19 protein-coding genes are annotated in these 16,682 nt (G+C 62.7%); 3 read left to right on the top strand and 16 right to left on the bottom strand.

The features are described 5' to 3' along the window. Nucleotides 1-61 precede the first annotated feature (61 nt). Both rmuC and ACM6IP_RS10930 read right to left on the bottom strand, forming a co-directional pair. Entirely contained in the window at nt 62-1,426 is a 1,365-nt protein-coding gene (rmuC, locus tag ACM6IP_RS10935; protein ID WP_162530235.1) for a DNA recombination protein RmuC, read from the bottom strand. A gap of 175 nt (nt 1,427-1,601) precedes the next feature. After that, complete coding sequence (locus ACM6IP_RS10930; protein ID WP_095170322.1) at nt 1,602-1,925, bottom strand: hypothetical protein; 324 nt, start codon at nt 1,923-1,925, stop codon at nt 1,602-1,604. Nucleotides 1,926-2,795: 870 nt separating this feature from the next. Between ACM6IP_RS10930 and ACM6IP_RS10925 the strand changes: the two genes are divergently transcribed. The 3 genes from ACM6IP_RS10925 (at nt 2,796) to ACM6IP_RS10915 (ending at nt 5,198) form a co-directional block, all read left to right on the top strand. Then, on the top strand, nt 2,796-3,020 hold the full coding sequence (locus ACM6IP_RS10925) for a hypothetical protein (RefSeq protein ID WP_007898912.1): 225 nt from the start codon (nt 2,796-2,798) through the stop codon (nt 3,018-3,020). Nucleotides 3,021-3,298: 278 nt separating this feature from the next. Beyond that, nucleotides 3,299-3,781: a hypothetical protein gene (locus ACM6IP_RS10920; protein WP_095170323.1), complete on the top strand. Its 483-nt coding sequence runs from the start codon at nt 3,299-3,301 to the stop codon at nt 3,779-3,781. A gap of 145 nt (nt 3,782-3,926) precedes the next feature. Beyond that, the gene (locus ACM6IP_RS10915) at nt 3,927-5,198 is read left to right on the top strand and encodes an OmpP1/FadL family transporter (RefSeq protein WP_159997458.1); all 1,272 of its coding nucleotides are present in this window, start codon (nt 3,927-3,929) and stop codon (nt 5,196-5,198) included. 87 nt (nt 5,199-5,285) lie between these two features. On the opposite strand, the gene ACM6IP_RS10910 is transcribed toward ACM6IP_RS10915, so the two are convergent. The 14 genes from ACM6IP_RS10910 to cobO form a co-directional block, all read right to left on the bottom strand. Continuing rightward, nucleotides 5,286-5,837: a glutathione peroxidase gene (locus ACM6IP_RS10910; protein WP_414861478.1), complete on the bottom strand. Its 552-nt coding sequence runs from the start codon at nt 5,835-5,837 to the stop codon at nt 5,286-5,288. Nucleotides 5,838-5,907: 70 nt separating this feature from the next. Beyond that, a complete protein-coding gene (locus tag ACM6IP_RS10905; RefSeq protein WP_256585528.1) occupies nt 5,908-6,030 on the bottom strand; it encodes a hypothetical protein in 123 nt (40 codons plus the stop codon). Further along, entirely contained in the window at nt 6,027-7,226 is a 1,200-nt protein-coding gene (locus tag ACM6IP_RS10900; protein ID WP_414861488.1) for an MFS transporter, read from the bottom strand. Before ACM6IP_RS10900 ends, ACM6IP_RS10905 begins: the two co-directional genes overlap by 4 nt. 61 nt (nt 7,227-7,287) lie before the next feature. Then, entirely contained in the window at nt 7,288-7,692 is a 405-nt protein-coding gene (locus tag ACM6IP_RS10895) for a MarR family winged helix-turn-helix transcriptional regulator (protein WP_095170327.1), read from the bottom strand. Nucleotides 7,693-7,753: 61 nt separating this feature from the next. Next, on the bottom strand, nt 7,754-8,485 hold the full coding sequence (locus tag ACM6IP_RS10890) for an adenosylcobinamide-GDP ribazoletransferase (RefSeq protein WP_401130035.1): 732 nt from the start codon (nt 8,483-8,485) through the stop codon (nt 7,754-7,756). Between the two features lie 2 nt (nt 8,486-8,487). Then, the gene (gene cobC, locus ACM6IP_RS10885; protein WP_095170329.1) at nt 8,488-9,063 is read right to left on the bottom strand and encodes an alpha-ribazole phosphatase family protein; all 576 of its coding nucleotides are present in this window, start codon (nt 9,061-9,063) and stop codon (nt 8,488-8,490) included. Continuing rightward, complete coding sequence (cobT, locus tag ACM6IP_RS10880; protein ID WP_414861477.1) at nt 9,060-10,115, bottom strand: nicotinate-nucleotide--dimethylbenzimidazole phosphoribosyltransferase; 1,056 nt, start codon at nt 10,113-10,115, stop codon at nt 9,060-9,062. The genes cobC and cobT overlap by 4 nt, the downstream gene beginning before the upstream one ends. After that, entirely contained in the window at nt 10,112-10,633 is a 522-nt protein-coding gene (gene cobU, locus ACM6IP_RS10875) for a bifunctional adenosylcobinamide kinase/adenosylcobinamide-phosphate guanylyltransferase (RefSeq protein WP_414861476.1), read from the bottom strand. Before cobU ends, cobT begins: the two co-directional genes overlap by 4 nt. An 84-nt stretch (nt 10,634-10,717) precedes the next feature. Then, a complete protein-coding gene (locus ACM6IP_RS10870) occupies nt 10,718-12,169 on the bottom strand; it encodes a cobyric acid synthase (protein ID WP_414861475.1) in 1,452 nt (483 codons plus the stop codon). Then, entirely contained in the window at nt 12,157-13,158 is a 1,002-nt protein-coding gene (gene cobD, locus ACM6IP_RS10865; protein ID WP_320332841.1) for a threonine-phosphate decarboxylase CobD, read from the bottom strand. The genes ACM6IP_RS10870 and cobD overlap by 13 nt, the downstream gene beginning before the upstream one ends. Beyond that, the gene (cbiB, locus tag ACM6IP_RS10860; RefSeq protein ID WP_095170334.1) at nt 13,151-14,059 is read right to left on the bottom strand and encodes an adenosylcobinamide-phosphate synthase CbiB; all 909 of its coding nucleotides are present in this window, start codon (nt 14,057-14,059) and stop codon (nt 13,151-13,153) included. Before cbiB ends, cobD begins: the two co-directional genes overlap by 8 nt. After that, a complete protein-coding gene (gene bluB / locus ACM6IP_RS10855) occupies nt 14,056-14,706 on the bottom strand; it encodes a 5,6-dimethylbenzimidazole synthase (protein ID WP_414861474.1) in 651 nt (216 codons plus the stop codon). The genes cbiB and bluB overlap by 4 nt, the downstream gene beginning before the upstream one ends. Continuing rightward, a complete protein-coding gene (locus ACM6IP_RS10850; protein ID WP_414861473.1) occupies nt 14,703-16,034 on the bottom strand; it encodes a cobyrinate a,c-diamide synthase in 1,332 nt (443 codons plus the stop codon). Before ACM6IP_RS10850 ends, bluB begins: the two co-directional genes overlap by 4 nt. A gap of 10 nt (nt 16,035-16,044) precedes the next feature. Beyond that, the gene (gene cobO / locus ACM6IP_RS10845) at nt 16,045-16,656 is read right to left on the bottom strand and encodes a cob(I)yrinic acid a,c-diamide adenosyltransferase (RefSeq protein WP_414861472.1); all 612 of its coding nucleotides are present in this window, start codon (nt 16,654-16,656) and stop codon (nt 16,045-16,047) included. Nucleotides 16,657-16,682 lie beyond the last annotated feature (26 nt).

Raw genomic sequence — 16,682 nt, 5'->3', positions numbered from 1 at the left:
AACCCGTAGCAGCTGTCGAGCAACGCGAGGCTGCGACCGACAGCGCCGGGGACGACTAGGGTTATTCGGGCAATTCAGCCAAGCCATCAACATCGGTCATCGCCCGCTCCAGCAAGTCTGCTGGCAGGCTCTTGCTGGCCCGTGCGCCGAGCAGCTTGAGCTGCTCGCTGCGGCTGACCAGGTTGCCACGGCCCTCGGTCAGCTTGTTACGGGCTGCGCTGTAGGCTTTATCCAACTGCTGCAGGCGATTGCCGACTTCATCCAGGTCCTGGATGAACAATACGAACTTGTCGTACAGCCAACCCGCACGCTCGGCGATTTCCCGGGCGTTCTGGCTCTGGCGCTCCTGCTTCCACAGGCTGTCGATCACCCGCAGGGTCGCCAGCAGGGTGGTCGGGCTGACGATCACGATGTGCCGATCGAAGGCCTCTTGAAACAGGTTCGGCTCCGCCTGCAGCGCTGCCGAAAATGCCGCTTCGATGGGCACGAACAACAACACGAAGTCGAGGCTGTGCAGGCCTTCCAGGCGTTTGTAATCCTTGTCGGACAAGCCTTTGACGTGGTTGCGCAAGGATTGCACATGCTGCTTGAGAGCCGCCTGGCCCAGCGCCGCATCCTCGGCAGCCACGTACTGTTGATAGGCCGTGAGGCTGACCTTGGAGTCGACCACCACTTGCCTGTCGCCCGGCAGGTAGATCAACACGTCCGGCTGGAAACGCTCGCCATCCGGGCCCTTGAGATTGACCTGGGTCTGGTACTCGCGACCCTTCTCCAGGCCCGCATGCTCCAGCACCCGCTCCAGAATCAACTCGCCCCAGTTGCCCTGGGTTTTCTGGCCCTTGAGGGCTCGGGTGAGATTGGTGGCCTCGTCACTCAGGCGCAGGTTCAGTTGTTGCAGGCGCTCCAGCTCCTTGCCCAGGGAGAAACGCTCGCGCGCCTCGGCCTGATAACTTTCCTCGACGCGTTTTTCGAAGGATTGAATGCGCTCCTTCAGCGGGTCGAGCAACTGGCCCAGGCGCTGCTGGCTGGTCTCGGCAAAGCGCTGCTCGCGCTCATCGAAGATCTTCCCCGCCAACTCGGCGAACTGCGCGCGCAGCTCATCGCGCGAACCTTGCAGGTCGTTGAGGCGTTGCTGATGGCTGTCCTGTTGCTCACGCAATTCAGCATTCAGCGAAGCGGCCTGGGCGTCCAGGCGCCGCAGCTCGGTCTCTTTGCTGTTGCGCTCGAGGTTCCAGGCATGGGCCGCGTCACGGGCGTTGTCGCGCTCTATCTGCAGCAGTTCGACTTCCCGGCGCACAGCCGCCAGTTCGGCTTGCTTGCTGGCGTTGGCTTGTCCCAGGTCGCTGATTTCATCGCGGCAGGCGTCCAGTTGCGCGCTCAGGCCGTCCTGGGCCAACTGGGCGGTACCCAGGCGCTCTTCCAGCAGCGCCCGGTCGGCCTGTGCCAGGCTCAAGCGCCGCTGCAGTTGCCACGCCAGAAACAACAACGGCAACCCAGCGCCCGCCAGACCGAGCAACACACTGGTCAAGTCCATAGCCATGACGACTCCTGCCGAAGAATTAAAGCCCGAAGGTTAACCAAGCCGCCCGGGCTTGGACAGCTCAGTCTTCGATCTGCCCGAGCTCGCGCAGGGCCCGCCGGTCACCGGCACGTGCAGCCTGGCGCAGCAGGTCCTGGCCAATGCGGCGGTCGCGGGCATTGCCACATTCGCGGCACATCAATTGACCCAGGCGACTTTGCGCGGCCACCACCCCTTCACGGGCAGGTGCCTTGAGCAAACGCCCGGCAAAATGTTTGACGTTGGGGTTATCGCCCAGGCGGGGACTGTCAAGCAGCCACTCGGCTACTCGCATTGACATGCGCTTGGGGGCGGTAACACCTGAGGGTGGGGAGGTAACAGAAGTTGATACTGAGCGAAACTTCATAAAGCACTGTGGGACAGATCGGAAGGCGCGCCACTTTACTCCTTTTTTCGTACGGGTAAAGCCGAAAAAAACCCAGCACGCCCGTCCTAGAGCAAGCGCTCGGGACAATCCACAGAAGCTGTGGATAACTCAGTGGACAACCCGCCCCGAACTCGCCAGAAGCCCTGTGGAATGGGGCTCCCGCTCAAACTGACGATTTTTTCACCAGTAAAAAAAAGCGATGTTTTTCATTGACTTAAATTTTCACTACAGGCACCCACTGTACCCAGTGGGGAAATGTCGGCGGGGTGACACCCTGCCCGGCTATTGTGCACAAGTACCTGTGCACTGGTTATATCACCGCACTTTTTGCGTGCGTTTTGCCAAGCAGAGGTAACAACCCAGCAAACGTAAGCAAATGTTTTTTGCCTAACACACTTCCCTTAAGCATTTCAATCCGTTAGTATCCGCAGCGTTAGTACCAAGCTGAAAGTCAATTCTGGTCGAACACCTCCCGCGGTATACCTTCCCTAAAGAGAAGCTTCTACCGACATCACGGGATCGACCACCTCGATGGTTTCCAGGTAACGCTTGCGACAACACAGCCTTTGAATCGAATGCAAAGGGTGTTGCGAAGCTCACTTACTCTGACCGAACCAACCTGCAAATTGATCAGGATCTTCACCCCGGGCCCAGAACCTTTGCCCTTGATGTGTTGCCTGCCCTCCTAAGTACCTACCTGCCGGCCCAAGCGCGCACATTTAATAGCGCTTCAACTGGCTGCTTTGTTCCAGTCGGGTTCTTCGTTCGATCAATGGTGATCGACGTTACTGGAACGTTTTAACGCTGCACGGATCAGATTCCGTGTCATTTGCAGGAACACCAATAATTATGTCGACTCAAATCCATACTCAGGATGCCATTCGCACCCTAACCAACGCTTTTGCCCCAATGAACTGCCTGATCATGGCCGCTCGCAAAGGCTGCTTCAGCTTCACGCTGGTCAACGAACACGGGATCGCTCGTCACAGCGAACGCCTGTATCCCGACCAGTACTCCAGCGCCGAGCCGCTGCAGGCCGTGATCGAGCGTACTCGCCAGGCACTGGTTGCCTGAGACGCGAGAAAGGCTGAACACCACAAGAGCCCCGCTGAAAATGCGGGGCTTTTTATTGCCTGATATTTCCCATCGCCCCACCCTGGCTTAAGCACCAACCGATATAACGGTTATAACTGCGAGCTGGAAATATTTTAAAAACAGTCCTTTACAGCAAGAATATGACACTACACTTCAACTCAAGCGGCATGATCCGCTTCCGGCGAGCCTGAGTCGACCTACCGCTGCCAAGCCCCCCCATTCAGGTATCGCCGCTCACTTAACGTTTCGAGGGCCTTATGGGTATCGCTGCCAGCGAACTGTGCCGTTTTGTGATCCGTCCTACCCTGATTTACCTGGGACGACATAGCACGACTGCCGAATCCCTGCTGCTGGGTGTCGCCGCCAGCCAGTCAGCCCTCGGCTCCGCCCTGCATGACCGCCGTGGCCACGGCCTGTACCGGATTGCCGAGCTTCGCCACCAGGCCCTGTGGGATGACTACCTGGCCCTGGATCCGGAACGTGCCAGCCTGGTGCGCGGCCTCGCCAGCCAGCATGCCTTTCTCAGTGGTCCGCACCTGGAACTGACGGTCAATCTGCGTTATGCCACGGCCATTGCCTGGCTGCTGATCGAAGAGCAAAACACCCCGCTGCCCGAACCCGACGACCTGTTGGGAATGGCCCGAATCTGGCGCCAGACCTTCCAACCCCAAGGACGCCTGCGCGACTTCACTTGTGCATGGCGCGACTGTGTTTCACCGATGAATCAGGTCGCCTGCTGACCGGGCAATTTGCAAGATCGGGGAAAATCCCGCGATTATGGTCGGATTGTCCTACAAAACCGCTCTATCTCAAGCATTACCGGCTATAGCGCTGAGTCGAAAATGTTGGTAATTTTCGCCCCGGTGATCACCCGGAGTTCTAATAATGAAAAAAGTCATGCTCAAAACCACCCTTAGCCTCGCCGTTACCTTGGCATCCACCCAGATCTTCGCAGCTGGCTTTGCCATCAACGAACAAAGCATCAGTGGGATGGGTACTGGTTTCGCCGGGCGTTCTTCTGTCGCCGATGATGCAAGCACAGTTTTCGGTAACCCTGCCGGCATGGCGCGCCTCAAGCGCGAACAAGTCACTGGCGGGGTCGCCATGCTCGATGCCCACACTGACATCAGCAATGCCACCTCCAGCCCTAACAATGGCACCAACCAGGGCGACATGGTTCCGTTCATTGCCGTTCCCATGGGCTACTACGTCAAGCCGATCGATGACCAATGGGCCGTCGGCGTTGGCATGTACGCGCCATTTGGCCTGGTCACCGACTACGAGAACGGTTTTGCCGGCAAATACTTCGGCAGCAAGAGCGACGTTAAAGTCGTGACCCTGCAGCCAACTGTTTCCTACGCATTCAATGACAAGGTCTCCATCGGTTTTGGTCCGACCATCAACCGTATCCAAGGCAAGCTGGAATCCGACCTGTCGATTACCCAGGCTGCTCCCGATGGCCACGTGCGCATCAAGGGCGACGATACCGCCCTGGGCTACAACATCGGGATCCTGGCCCAGTTGACCGACAGCACCCGCGTCGGCCTGACCTACCACTCGAAAGTGAAGTACAAGCTCGAAGGCAACACCAAGGTCAACTACGGCCTGCTGCCGCTGGCTGGCCAGAGCAAGGACCAGAAGTACGACGCGTCCCTGGACCTGACCACCCCTGAGTCCGTGGACTTCTCGGTGACCCACGCTCTGGACGACCAGTGGACCCTGTACGCAGGCAGCACCTGGACCCGCTGGAGCCGCCTGAAAGAAATCACCGTAGAGAACAAGGGTGTACCTGGCGTGCTGGGCTCGCAGTTCGGTGAAATCACCGAAGAGCAGAACTGGCATGACACCTGGGCGCACGCCGTCGGTGCTTCGTACAAGCTGAACAAACAGTGGGTACTGCGTACCGGCCTGTCGTTTGACCAGGCCCCGACCAACAACGTCGATCGCTCCCCACGCATCCCGACTGGCGACCGTACCATCTTCAGCCTGGGCGCCGGCTGGAGCCCAACTGAAGACCTGACCATCGACATGGCCTACTCCTACCTCAAGGAAGAAGCCGTCAAGGTCAACAATCAGAACGATCGTGGCCAGAGCTACAACGCCAAGTATGAAAACTGGGCAAACGGCTTTGGTGTGGGCGCGACCTACCGCTTCTGATTCACGGCGCGCCTGAATGGCGCGCTTGCTGAACAGCAAAAAGCCCCGCTCTCTGGTTCAGAGGCGGGGCTTTTTAATGGCTGGCATTCAGGGTTTCGAGGCCAGGGCCTGCTCCACCGCCGCGATGAATTCCGGGCTTTCGGGTTTGGTCAGGCTGGAGAAGTTGGCAATCACCTTGCCCTGGCGGTCCACCACGTACTTGTAGAAATTCCACTTCGGCGAACTGCTTTGCTCGGCAAGCACCTTGAACAGATGGATGGCGCTGGCACCGCGAACTTTCTGCGGCTCGGTCATGGTGAAGGTCACGCCATAGTTGACGTAGCAGACCTTGGCCGTCTCCGCGCCATCCCCGGACTCCTGCTTGAAATCATTGGACGGCACGCCAAGCACTTCCAGCCCCTGCTCCTTGTAGCGCTGGTACAACGCCTCAAGGCCTTTGAACTGCGGAGCGAAACCACAGAAGCTGGCGGTATTGACCACCACCAGCGGTTTGCCGGCAAAACGCTGGCACAGTTCAATGGATTCGTTGGCATGCAGCTTGGGCAATGAGCCCGACAGCAGTGCCGGGCACTCAGCGGCCAACGTCGGACCTGCGACCAGCAACAGCAGGGCGGGAACAGCTAGCCAGCGCATCAGCATATCGGGTGTCCTCGAGAAATCGTCAGAGGGCGACGTTACTCGCCCTGCACGAATGATGGCAAGTGGCTATTTAGCAAGCTCCCAGTCCCAGCTGCATCATGGCCAGGCCGCCCTGATGCCAGCCCCACCAGGCCAGCGCCAGCAGCAGCGCGACAACCGCCGTCGCCACCAGCCTCAAGGCGATCCACCTCATGCCGCGCTCGCCTGGGCTTGCAGGCGCGCCACCGGACGCTCACGCACAGGCCAGTTCAAGGCAGCCGCCAACAAGCTGAGGAGAATCGCCACTTGCCAGATCAAGTCGTAGTTTCCTGTTCGGTCATACACCACCCCGCCCAACCAGCCACCGAGGAACGAGCCCAATTGGTGAAAGAGGAAGACGATACCTCCCAGCATAGAGAGATTTCGCACACCGAACAGGGTCGCCACCGTACCGTTGGTCAAAGGCACCGTCGACAGCCAGAGGAAGCCCATGGCCATGCCGAACAGGTAGGCGCTGGTCTGGGTGACGGGCATCCACAGAAACAGCCCGATCACCACCGCGCGCAGCAGGTACAGGCCGGTCAGCAGGCGCGGCTTGGACATCCGCCCGCCGAGCCAACCGGCGGTGTAGGTGCCGAAGATATTGAACAGGCCAATCAAGGCCAGCACCGTGGTGCCGACGGTGGCCGGAAGATGCTGATCCACCAGGTAGGCCGGCAAGTGCACACCGATGAACACCACCTGGAAACCACAGACAAAAAAGCCGAACGCCAGCAGCCAGAAGCCGGAGTGCGAACAGGCCTCGCGCAGGGCCTCCTTCAGCGTCTGCTCATGGCCCAGCACCGGCAGCGGCTTGTCCTTGAGCATGCTCACCAGCGGCACAATCAGCGCCACCAGCACGCCCAGCACCAGCAGCGCGCTGGACCAGCCGAGCCAGCCGATCAGGCCCAGGGTGCCGGGCAACATAGCGAACTGGCCGAAGGAGCCGGCAGCACTGGCGACCCCCATGCCCATACTGCGTTTCTCCGCCGGCAAGGCCCGCCCAACCACGCCGAGAATCACCGAAAATGACGTCCCGGACAGGCCGATACCAATCAACAGGCCGGCGCTCAGCGACAGTGACAGGGGCGAGTCGGACAGCCCCATGAACACCAGGCCCACCGCATACAAGACACCTCCCACCAGCACCACTTTCGCGGCGCCGAAGCGATCGGCCAGCGCGCCGGTAAAGGGCTGCGCCAGGCCCCAGATCAGATTCTGCAAGGCGATGGCGAAGGCGAACACTTCGCGCCCCCAGCCGAACTGCTCACTCATCGGCGGCAGGAACAGGCCGAAGCCATGCCGCACGCCGAGGGACAACGCCAGAATCAGCGCACCCCCAAGTAAAATCCAACCGCTGGTACGCCACATCGATGTCATTGTCATTCTCCAATCGCGGGTATATACCCGCTTAAACTCGAAAAAACCCGCTTCATGCGAGTTCGTCCAGCAAGGCCAGCAATGTTGCGCGCTTCTCGGCGCCCAACCGATCGATCAAACGTTGTTGCGCCGCCTCCCAGGCCGGCAAAGCCGCCGCCAGGCGCTCACGCCCGGCCTCGGTCAATTGCACGATGCGGTTGCGCTGGTCTTCACCCTCGACCATCCGCACCAGCCCCTCACCTTCCAGCACCCGCAGGTTACGCCCCAGAGTACTGCGATCCAGGCCCATGGCCTCGGCCAGGGTGGAAATACTCGGCTGATCCAGGCGCTGCAGATTGCACAGCAAAGAATACTGGGCAACGTTGATCCCGAAGCCGTCGAGGGCGCCGTCGTAATGCCTGCTGACGCCACGGGCGGCGCGACGCAGGTTGGTGCATAAACACTGAGAGGCTAGCATGGTGCGTGTATATACCCGCGTTTAACTTTATGCAAGCTTTGCTTACGATTTCCGCCTCCCCTCAAGCCAGCGCCAAAGCCATCAGCACCGCCACTTCCAGCAATTCCAGCAACGCCCCCGCCGTATCCCCGGTTGTCCCGCCAAGGCGGCGCATCATCAAATGACGCACGCCGGCGAACACCCCTACCGCCACCACCAGCGCAATCACGCCACCCCAGCCCGCGATCAGTACACAGGCCAGCGCACTGAGCAGCAGCACCCGCCGGCCGGTCTGGCGTGGCAAGTGGTCAGCCAATGCCTGCCCCAGCCCCCCCGCCCGCACATAAGGCGTCGTCAGGAACAAGCCGAGCAAGGCCGTGCGCCCGAGCAGTGGCGCGAGGATCAGCGCGACCGTGGCCTGCTGTTCGATCAGTGCCAGCAAGGCGGCGAACTTGAGTAGCAGCACCAGCACCAGGGTGACCACGGCAATCGGTCCGCTGCGCGGGTCTTTCATGATGGTCAGAGTGCGTTCGCGGTCACCAAAACCACCGAGCCAGGCATCGGCACTGTCGGCCAGGCCGTCCAGGTGCAAGCCGCCACTGAGCACCACCCAGACCGTCAGCAGGATGGCCGCGTGCAACAGCGCCGGCGCGCCCCCCAATAGTCCGTTCAGGCCCCACAACAGCCCACCAAACAACAGGCCCACCAGCGGATAAAACAGCAATGAGCGCCCCAGCTCCTGGGGTGACGGCATGCCCGGCAGGCGAATCGGCAGGCTGCTGAGAAATTGCAGGGCGATCCACATTGGCAACATGTCTACGCCTCTTCCCGAAGCATGGCGTCAGCCTCGACCCGCAGGAAAAACAGCCCGCCGTGGCCGACTTCGACGTTCAGCAACTGCTCGCGAGGCAGCCCGCGCGCGCGCGCCAATAGCAGGCGCATGACACCGCCATGACTGACCAGCAACACCCGCTCACCGGCATAGGCCTGGTGCAAGCGCTGCACCGCCGCCAACACCCGCGCCGAAAAGTCGCTGACTGGCTCGCCCTCGGGCGGGGTAAAACCATAAGGGTCCGACCAGAAACGGCCAAGGGCATCAGCGTCAGTCTCCATCAACGCCGCCGCGCTGCGCCCTTCCCAGGCGCCAAAATGCAGCTCTTGCAGGTCCTGCTCCAGGCTTACCGGCAGGCCCAGTTGCGCGCCCAGTTCCTCGGCAAACCGCGCACAGCGTTGCAGGGGCGAACTCACCAGGCGGTCCCAGGGGCCAGCGCCTACGACGGCGTCGCGCATCTGCTGCCAACCCAGCGGCGTCAGCGCGTCATCCAGACTGCCGCGCAGGCCACCGCCCAGTTCGGTTTCACCGTGGCGTAGCAGGTCCAGATGCAAGGTCATGCCGGGCGATCGGCAACCGCCGCCTCGGCAAAAGTCGCCATCTGCCCGTGCAGGTCGCAGGCCAGGCGCAACAAGGGTACCGCCAGCGCCGCACCACTGCCCTCGCCCAGGCGCAAGCCGAGTTCGAGCAGCGGTTGCGCGTTCAACGTTTGCAGGACATGCCGGTGACCCGGCTCCGCCCCGCGATGGCCGAACAGCAGCCACTCGCGACACGCAGGATTGAGGCGCACGGCAATCAGGGCCGCAACGCTGCAGATAAAGCCGTCCACCAGCACCGCCAGCCCCTCTTGGGCACAGGCCAGGTAAGCGCCGACCAGCGCGGCGATTTCAAAGCCGCCGAGGTTGAACAGGGTTTGCAACGGATCACCTCGCTGCGCCGCGTGCAAGGCCAGGGCGCGTTCGATGACCTGGGTCTTGTGGCTGACGCCCGCCGTGTCCAAGCCGGTACCCGGGCCGGTGAGGTGGGCCACAGGGCAATCCAGCAAGGCACAGGCCAAGGCACTGGCCGCAGTGGTATTGCCAATGCCCATCTCGCCGCCGATGAACAGCTCCGCGCCTTCGGCCAGGGCTCGCAACACCGTGTCGCGCCCGGCTTGCAAGGCTTGTGCGCCTTGGGCCGGAGTCATCGCCGGGCCACGGGCGAAGTTGGCGGTGCCAGGGCCCAGGTGCAGGTGGCGCACCCCCGGCAGACTCAGCGAGGGGGTCACGGTGCCGAGGTCGACCACCTCCAGCCGGGCTTGCAGTTGGCGCGCCAGCACGCTGATGGCCGCGCCGCCGTTGACGAAGTTGCGCAACATCTGCCCGGTGACTTCCTGGGGAAAGGCCGAGACACCTTCGGCCACCACCCCGTGGTCACCGGCAAAAATCCCGATCCACAACTGGTTCACGCTCGGCTTGAGCCGGCCTTGCAACCCCGCCAACTGCACCGCCAGCGTTTCCAGCTGCCCCAGCGAACCGGCCGGCTTGGTCAGTTGCTGCTGCAACTGCTCTGCATCTTGCAGGGCTTGGCGATCAACCGCCTTGCACGGGTTCAGCCACCAGGATTGAGTCATAACGCAGTACCTTTCAAAGTCAGGGGCAGGCCGGCGACGGTCAATACGACACGCTGACAGCGCTCAGCCAGGGCTTGATGCAACCAACCGGCTTCATCGACATAACGGCGAGTCAATTCGCCCAGTGGCACGACCCCCATTCCGGTTTCGTTGCTGACCAGAATCACCTCTCCCGGCAACGACGCCAGGCAGTCCAGCAGGGCTTCACGCTCCTGGGCCAGACGCTCGGGGTTGTCGAGCATCAGCAGGTTGGTCAGCCACAGGGTCAGGCAATCCACCAACAGGCAACGCTCGGCACTGGCGGTTTCGCGCAGTACCCGAGCCAGCGCCAGGGGTTCCTCGATCAAGCTCCACTCGGCCGGGCGGCGTGCCCGGTGATGGGCGACCCGGGCATTCATTTCGCCGTCCAGCGGCTGGCTGGTGGCAATGTAGGTCACCGCCAGGGAGCTGTCGGCGGCGAGCTTTTCAGCCAGGCGGCTTTTGCCGGAACGGGCACCGCCGAGGATCAATTGCAGCATGGTCTTAACCTTCTATGAGCGGTATCAGGGTCGGCGGCTCTGTGTAGGAGCGGGCTTGCCCGCGAAGAGGCCAGGCCGGTCACCCTACAAACCACAGAGCTCACGCAACAACCCGGTATCCAGATGCTTCTCCACCAGGTCCGCCAGGCGCTCGATATCGCGCTCGCGCAAGCCGTGATAATCGACTGCCTGCACATCCGCAAGCCCGGCCCAGCGCAACAGTGCACTGCACGCCGCCGCAGATTCGAACAAGCCATGCAGGTAAGTCCCGAGGACTTGTCCATCGGCACTCTGGGCGCCATCGCTGCGGCCATCGTCGAGCAACACAGCAGGCTGCTCCAGGGCCTCGCCGCGGGTGACCCCGGCATGAATTTCATAACCACTGACCTCGGCGTTTTCCAGGAGCAGCCGGCCACGCACATTGCGCAGCTGCTTCTCGGCCTCAAGCACCGTGTCGAAGGCCAGCAAGCCAAGCCCGGCACTGGAGCCCGCGGCCCCTTCCAAGCCCAGCGGATCATGCAACTGCGCGCCGAGCATTTGCAGGCCACCGCAGATGCCCAGCAGCTTGCCACCGTAGCGCAGGTGACGGGCGATGGCGGTGTCCCAGCCATTGGCGCGCAGGTACGTAAGGTCGCTGCGCACGCTCTTGGAGCCCGGCAGGATGATCAGGTCAGCAGGCGGTATCGCCTGGCCCGGCCCGACGAATTGCAGGTCGACCTGGGGGTGCAGGCGCAGCGGATCGAAGTCGGTGTGGTTGCTGATGCGCGGCAATACCGGCACCACCACCTTGAGTACCTGTTCGGCCTTGTCGGCCTGGCGCTGGTCGATGCCGTCCTCGGCCTCCAGGTGCAGGTCCATGACATACGGCAAGACTCCGATCACCGGCTTGCCGGTCCGCGCCTCCAGCCAGTCCAGGCCCGGTTGCAGCAAGGCGATGTCACCGCGAAAACGGTTGATGATGAAGCCCTTGACTCGCGCCTGCTCACTGGCCGAGAGCAACTCCAGGGTGCCCACCAGATGGGCGAAGACGCCACCACGATTAATGTCGGCAATCAATACCACCGGGCAATCGACAGCCTCGGCAAACCCCATGTTGGCGATGTCGCCGGCCCGCAGGTTGATCTCGGCCGGCGAGCCCGCCCCTTCCACCATCACCAGCGGATAGGCCGCGCTCAGGCGTTGGTGCGAGGCGAGCACCGCCTGCATGGCGATGGCCTTGTAGTCGTGGTAGGCGACGGCATTCATGCTGGTCACCGCGCGCCCGTGAATGATCACCTGGGCACCGGTATCGCTGTTGGGCTTGAGCAGCACCGGGTTCATGTCGGTGTGGGGTTCGAGATTCGCGGCCTGGGCCTGTACCGCCTGGGCCCGACCGATTTCGCCACCGTCGGCGGTGACAGCGCTGTTGAGTGCCATGTTCTGCGGCTTGAACGGCACCACCGGCACTCCCTGGCGTGTCGCCCAACGACAGAGCGCCGTGACCAGGGTGCTTTTACCGGCATCGGAGGTGGTGCCTTGAACCATCAACGTTGGCATGGGGTTTCCTTGGCGTAGGCGACAAAGGCTCGCTCCAGGCGCAACCAGTCGGTTTCGTCGGCTGGCAGGCCAAAGCGCAGGCTGCTGTTGTGGCTGAACAGGCGCAGCAAAATGCCCTGGCGCGCCATGAATTCATACAAGTGCTCGGCCCGTTCGGTGCTCAACCACTGGAACAGCGCGCAGCCGCCCTGAGGCTTGAAACCATGGCGCTCCAGCAGTTCGACCAGGCGTTCGCTCGCCTCTTCGCTACGCTGGCGTTGTCGGCGATGACCTTCGCTGTCGAGCAGGCAGGCCTGCCCCAGCACCCGCGTCGGCCCGGCAACCGCCCAGGGGCCCACCTGCTCGGCGAGCAGATTGAGCAGCCGCCGTTCGGCCAGGACAAAGCCCAAGCGCACCCCGGCCAGGCCGAAGAACTTGCCGAAGGAGCGCAACACGATCAGCCCGACCTGATGGGCGAAAGACGCCAGGCTCAGGTGCGGGGTGTTGTCCATGAACGCTTCGTCCACCACCAGCCAGCCGCCTCTCTGCGCCAAGCGGGCATGCCAGTCGAGCAGGCGCTCCGGGGTCAGGCTAAGGCCCGTGGGATTGTTGGGATTGACCACCACCAGCACGTCGAGGTTGTCGATGAAAAATTCCACCTCCTGCTCCAGCACCTCGCGCACGATGTAACCGTTACGCCGCCAGGCTTCGGCGTGTTCGGCGTAACAAGGCGACAGTACGCCGACCTTGCCGGCCCGCCGCAAACGCGGCAGCAACTGGATGGCCATCTGCGAACCGGCGACCGGCAGCAACTGAGTCGCGCCATAGTATTGCCGGGCGGCCTGCTCCAGGCCGTCCTCGGTTTCCGGCAAGCGGGCCCAGGCCCTGGCGGGAATCGGCGGGATGTCCCACGGCCAGGGCGCCAGCCCGCTGGAGAGGTCGAGCCAGTCGGCTTCGGCAATCCCATAGTGCAACGCCGCCTTGCGCAGGCGGCCACCGTGTTCAAGCATAAAACTCAGCCCCCACACAGAGGATCAACAGCCATAACCATACCCCGCGCTGGACCAACTGCCAGCCACGGTCGATGGAGCTGGCGTCCGCCGGCACGCCTTCGCCCAAGGGTGGACGCTGGTGCAGCTCGCCATGATAGATCGCCGCCCCGCCCAGCTCGACGCCCAGCGCCCCAGCCCCGGCAGCCATCACCGGGCCGGCATTCGGGCTGTCCCAGGTCGGTCCCTGGGTGCGCCAGCACTTGAGGGCCAGCCGGGTCTTGCCGAGCACAGCGTAGGTCAGGGCCACCAGGCGTGCGGGAATGTAGTTGAGCACGTCGTCGATTTTCGCCGCCGCCCAGCCGAAGCGCTCGAAACGTTCGTTGCGATAGCCCCACATGGCATCCAGGGTATTGCTCAGGCGATACAGCACCACCCCGGGCGCCCCGGCCACGGCAAACCAGAACAGCGCGGCAAACACCGCGTCGCTGCCATTTTCCAGGACCGACTCGGTGGCCGCGCGAGCCACTTCAGTGGCGTCCAGCTCACTGGTCTGGCGGCTGACCAGGTAACTGACACGGGTGCGCGCTTCGTCCAGGTCATCGCTGCGCAGCGCCTGGGCCACCGGCTCGACGTGTTCGCCCAGGCTGCGCAAGCCCAGGGCGCAATACAGGGCCAGGATCTCGACGATCCAGCCGAGGTAAGGTAGCCAGGACAACGCCGTGGCCAGCAGGGTCAGCGGCACCACGGCCAGCACCCACGCGGTGACTCCATGACTGCGCCAGCCACGCCCGGCAGAATTGAAACGCTGCTCGATGCGCCCGGCAAATCGACCGAACGCCACCAGCGGATGCCAGCGCTTGGGTTCGCCCAGCAGCGCATCCAGCGCAACGGCAGCGACACTCAACAACGCCACACTCATTGATTCACTCCCCAGACATTTTCGTACAGCAGTTCATGCAGCGGACGCACGCGCGCCCAGCCTTCAAGGGCCAGCATCGGCGCCGGGTAAAAGGCCTTGACCGGGCCCAGGCAGAGAATCGCCACGGGCTTGGCTCCGGCCGGCAGTTGCAACAGATCGGCCAGTGCCTGGGGCTCGAACAGCGAAACCCAGCCCATGCCCAGGCCTTCGGCACGGGAGGCCAGCCAGAGGTTCTGGATTGCACAGGACAACGACGCCATGTCCATTTCCGGCAAGGTACGGCGGCCGAAAATATGCCGTTCGCGATCGTCCATCAACGCGGCAACCAGCACTTCGGCGCAGTCATTGATGCCTTCGACCTTGAGTTTCATGAACTCATCGCTGCGCTCGCCGAGGGCTTCGGCGGTGCGGATGCGCTCCTCCTCCACCAGCGCCTGGAGCTGCCCGCGCAAGGTCCGGTCGCTGATGCGAATGAAGCGCCATGGCTGCATCAGGCCAACACTGGGCGCCTGATGCGCAGCTTCAAGCAAACGACGCAGCAGTTCAGGCTCCACCGTGCCACCGCTGAAGTGGCGCATGTCACGGCGCTCGGCGATGGCGCGGTAAACCGCTGCGCGTTCGGCTTCGCAGAATGCGTTATTGCTCATGGCCTCTTCGCGAGCAAGCTCGCTCCCACAGGGGCTGGCGCAAACAACGCGGCTACAGCGCTGGGATTGGACGGAAAATAAAAGTGCACATAAGAAGCCGTCATCCGCCCCTCACGATAAACCGCCTCCGCTCCTCGCCCGCCGTTCGGGCTCAGTCCACGCGCAATCGGCTCAAGCTCGGTGCTGGTCAGGGAATGGTGATAGGTGTGCCCACGCAACGCGCCTTCCGGCAGCTCGACCGCCTGCAGCGCCAGCGCCGCCAGACGTTTTTGCATCGTCGCATCGCCTTTGAGCAAACCCACCAGTTCGGCCCGCGTGCCTTGCACGTCGGTCAGGGAATCCAGCAGATACAGCATGCCGCCGCATTCGGCGAGCAGCGGCTTGCCGGCGGCGTGATGGCCACGAATGGCATCGAGCATCGCGGTGTTGCCTGACAAGGCCACATGGTGCAATTCCGGGTAGCCACCAGGCAGGTACAGGCTATCTGCCTCTGGCAACTGGCTGTCGCGGATCGGCGAGAAGAACCGCAGCTCGGCGCCCATCGCACGCAATAAGTCCAGGCTCGCGCCATAGGTGAAAGCAAAGGCTTCATCCCGGGCCACGGCGATCCGCACACCGGCCAGCAAAGGCTCGACTGGGATCACGTCGGGCGCGGCAAATTCCACTGCGGGCGGCAAGGCCACCTGGCAACTGCTACCCAAGGCCTCGGCGGCTGCATCGAGGCGCAGGTCGAGGTCGTTCAGCTCACTGGCTTGTACCAGGCCCAAGTGCCGGCTCGGCAATTCAATCCCGGTCTCCCGGGACAATGCGCCATACCAACGCAAGCCTTCGGTAAGGCTGCCTTCGAGTAACTGAGCGTGGCGCAGGGTGCCCACCCGATTGGCCAGCACGCCGGCAAATGGCAGGTCCGGCTGATAACGCGCCAGGCCCAACGCCAGCGCACCAAAGGTCTGGGCCATGGCGGTGCCGTCGATCACCCCCAGCACCGGTACGCCGAAGTGGCGCGCCAGGTCGGCACTGGACGGGGTACCGTCGAACAAGCCCATGACCCCTTCGATCAGGATCAGGTCAGCCTCGGCGGCGGCTTCCCACAACAGGCGGCGACTTTCCTGCTCGCCGACCATCCACATGTCCAACTGATACACCGGCTGGCCACTGGCACGTTCGAGAATCATCGGGTCGAGAAAATCCGGGCCGCACTTGAACACCCGGACCTTGCGCCCCTGATTGCGGTGCAAACGGGCCAGGGCCGCGGTGACGGTGGTCTTACCCTGCCCGGAGGCTGGCGCGGCGATCAGTACCGCCGGGCAAAAACGACTGCTGGTCATGAAAAGAGGCTCACAGCTCGACGCCTTTTTGCGCCTTGATCCCGGCCTGGAACGCATGCTTGATCATGCCCATTTCGGTGACGGTGTCAGCCAGTTCAATCATTTGCTCTTTGGCCGCGCGGCCGGTAACCACCACGTGTTGCATCGGCGGGCGGGCTTGCAGGTCGCTGAGCACCTGATCGAGATCGAGGTAGCCATGCTTGAGGGCGATGTTCAGCTCATCAAGCACCACCAGGCCGATGGCCGGGTCGCGCAGCAGTTCGCGGGACACCTGCCAGGCGGCCTCGGCAGCGGCGATATCGCGCTGGCGGTCCTGGGTTTCCCAGGTGAACCCTTCGCCCATCACATGAAACCGCACCTGCTCCGGGAAGCGCCGGAAGAACAGCTCCTCGCCCGTGCTGTTGCGGCCCTTGATGAACTGCACCACACCGCACTGCATGCCATGGCCCATGGCGCGGGCGAGCATGCCGAACGCCGAACTGCTCTTGCCTTTGCCGTTGCCGGTCAGCACCAGCAGCAGGCCACATTCGTTGGGTGAGTTGGCAATACGCTCATCGATCACGGCTTTTTTGCGCTGCATGCGCGCCAGATGGCGTTCGTCACGATCAGGGGAATCAGTCATGGGGGAGCTCTCCGTTGAGGCTGGAT

Source organism: Pseudomonas sp. IT-P176 (assembly GCF_949767245.1).
In the GTDB taxonomy this organism is placed as follows: Bacteria; Pseudomonadota; Gammaproteobacteria; order Pseudomonadales; family Pseudomonadaceae; genus Aquipseudomonas.
Note: the sequence above shows the minus strand (reverse complement) of the source record. Positions and strands in the feature narration are given on the sequence as shown.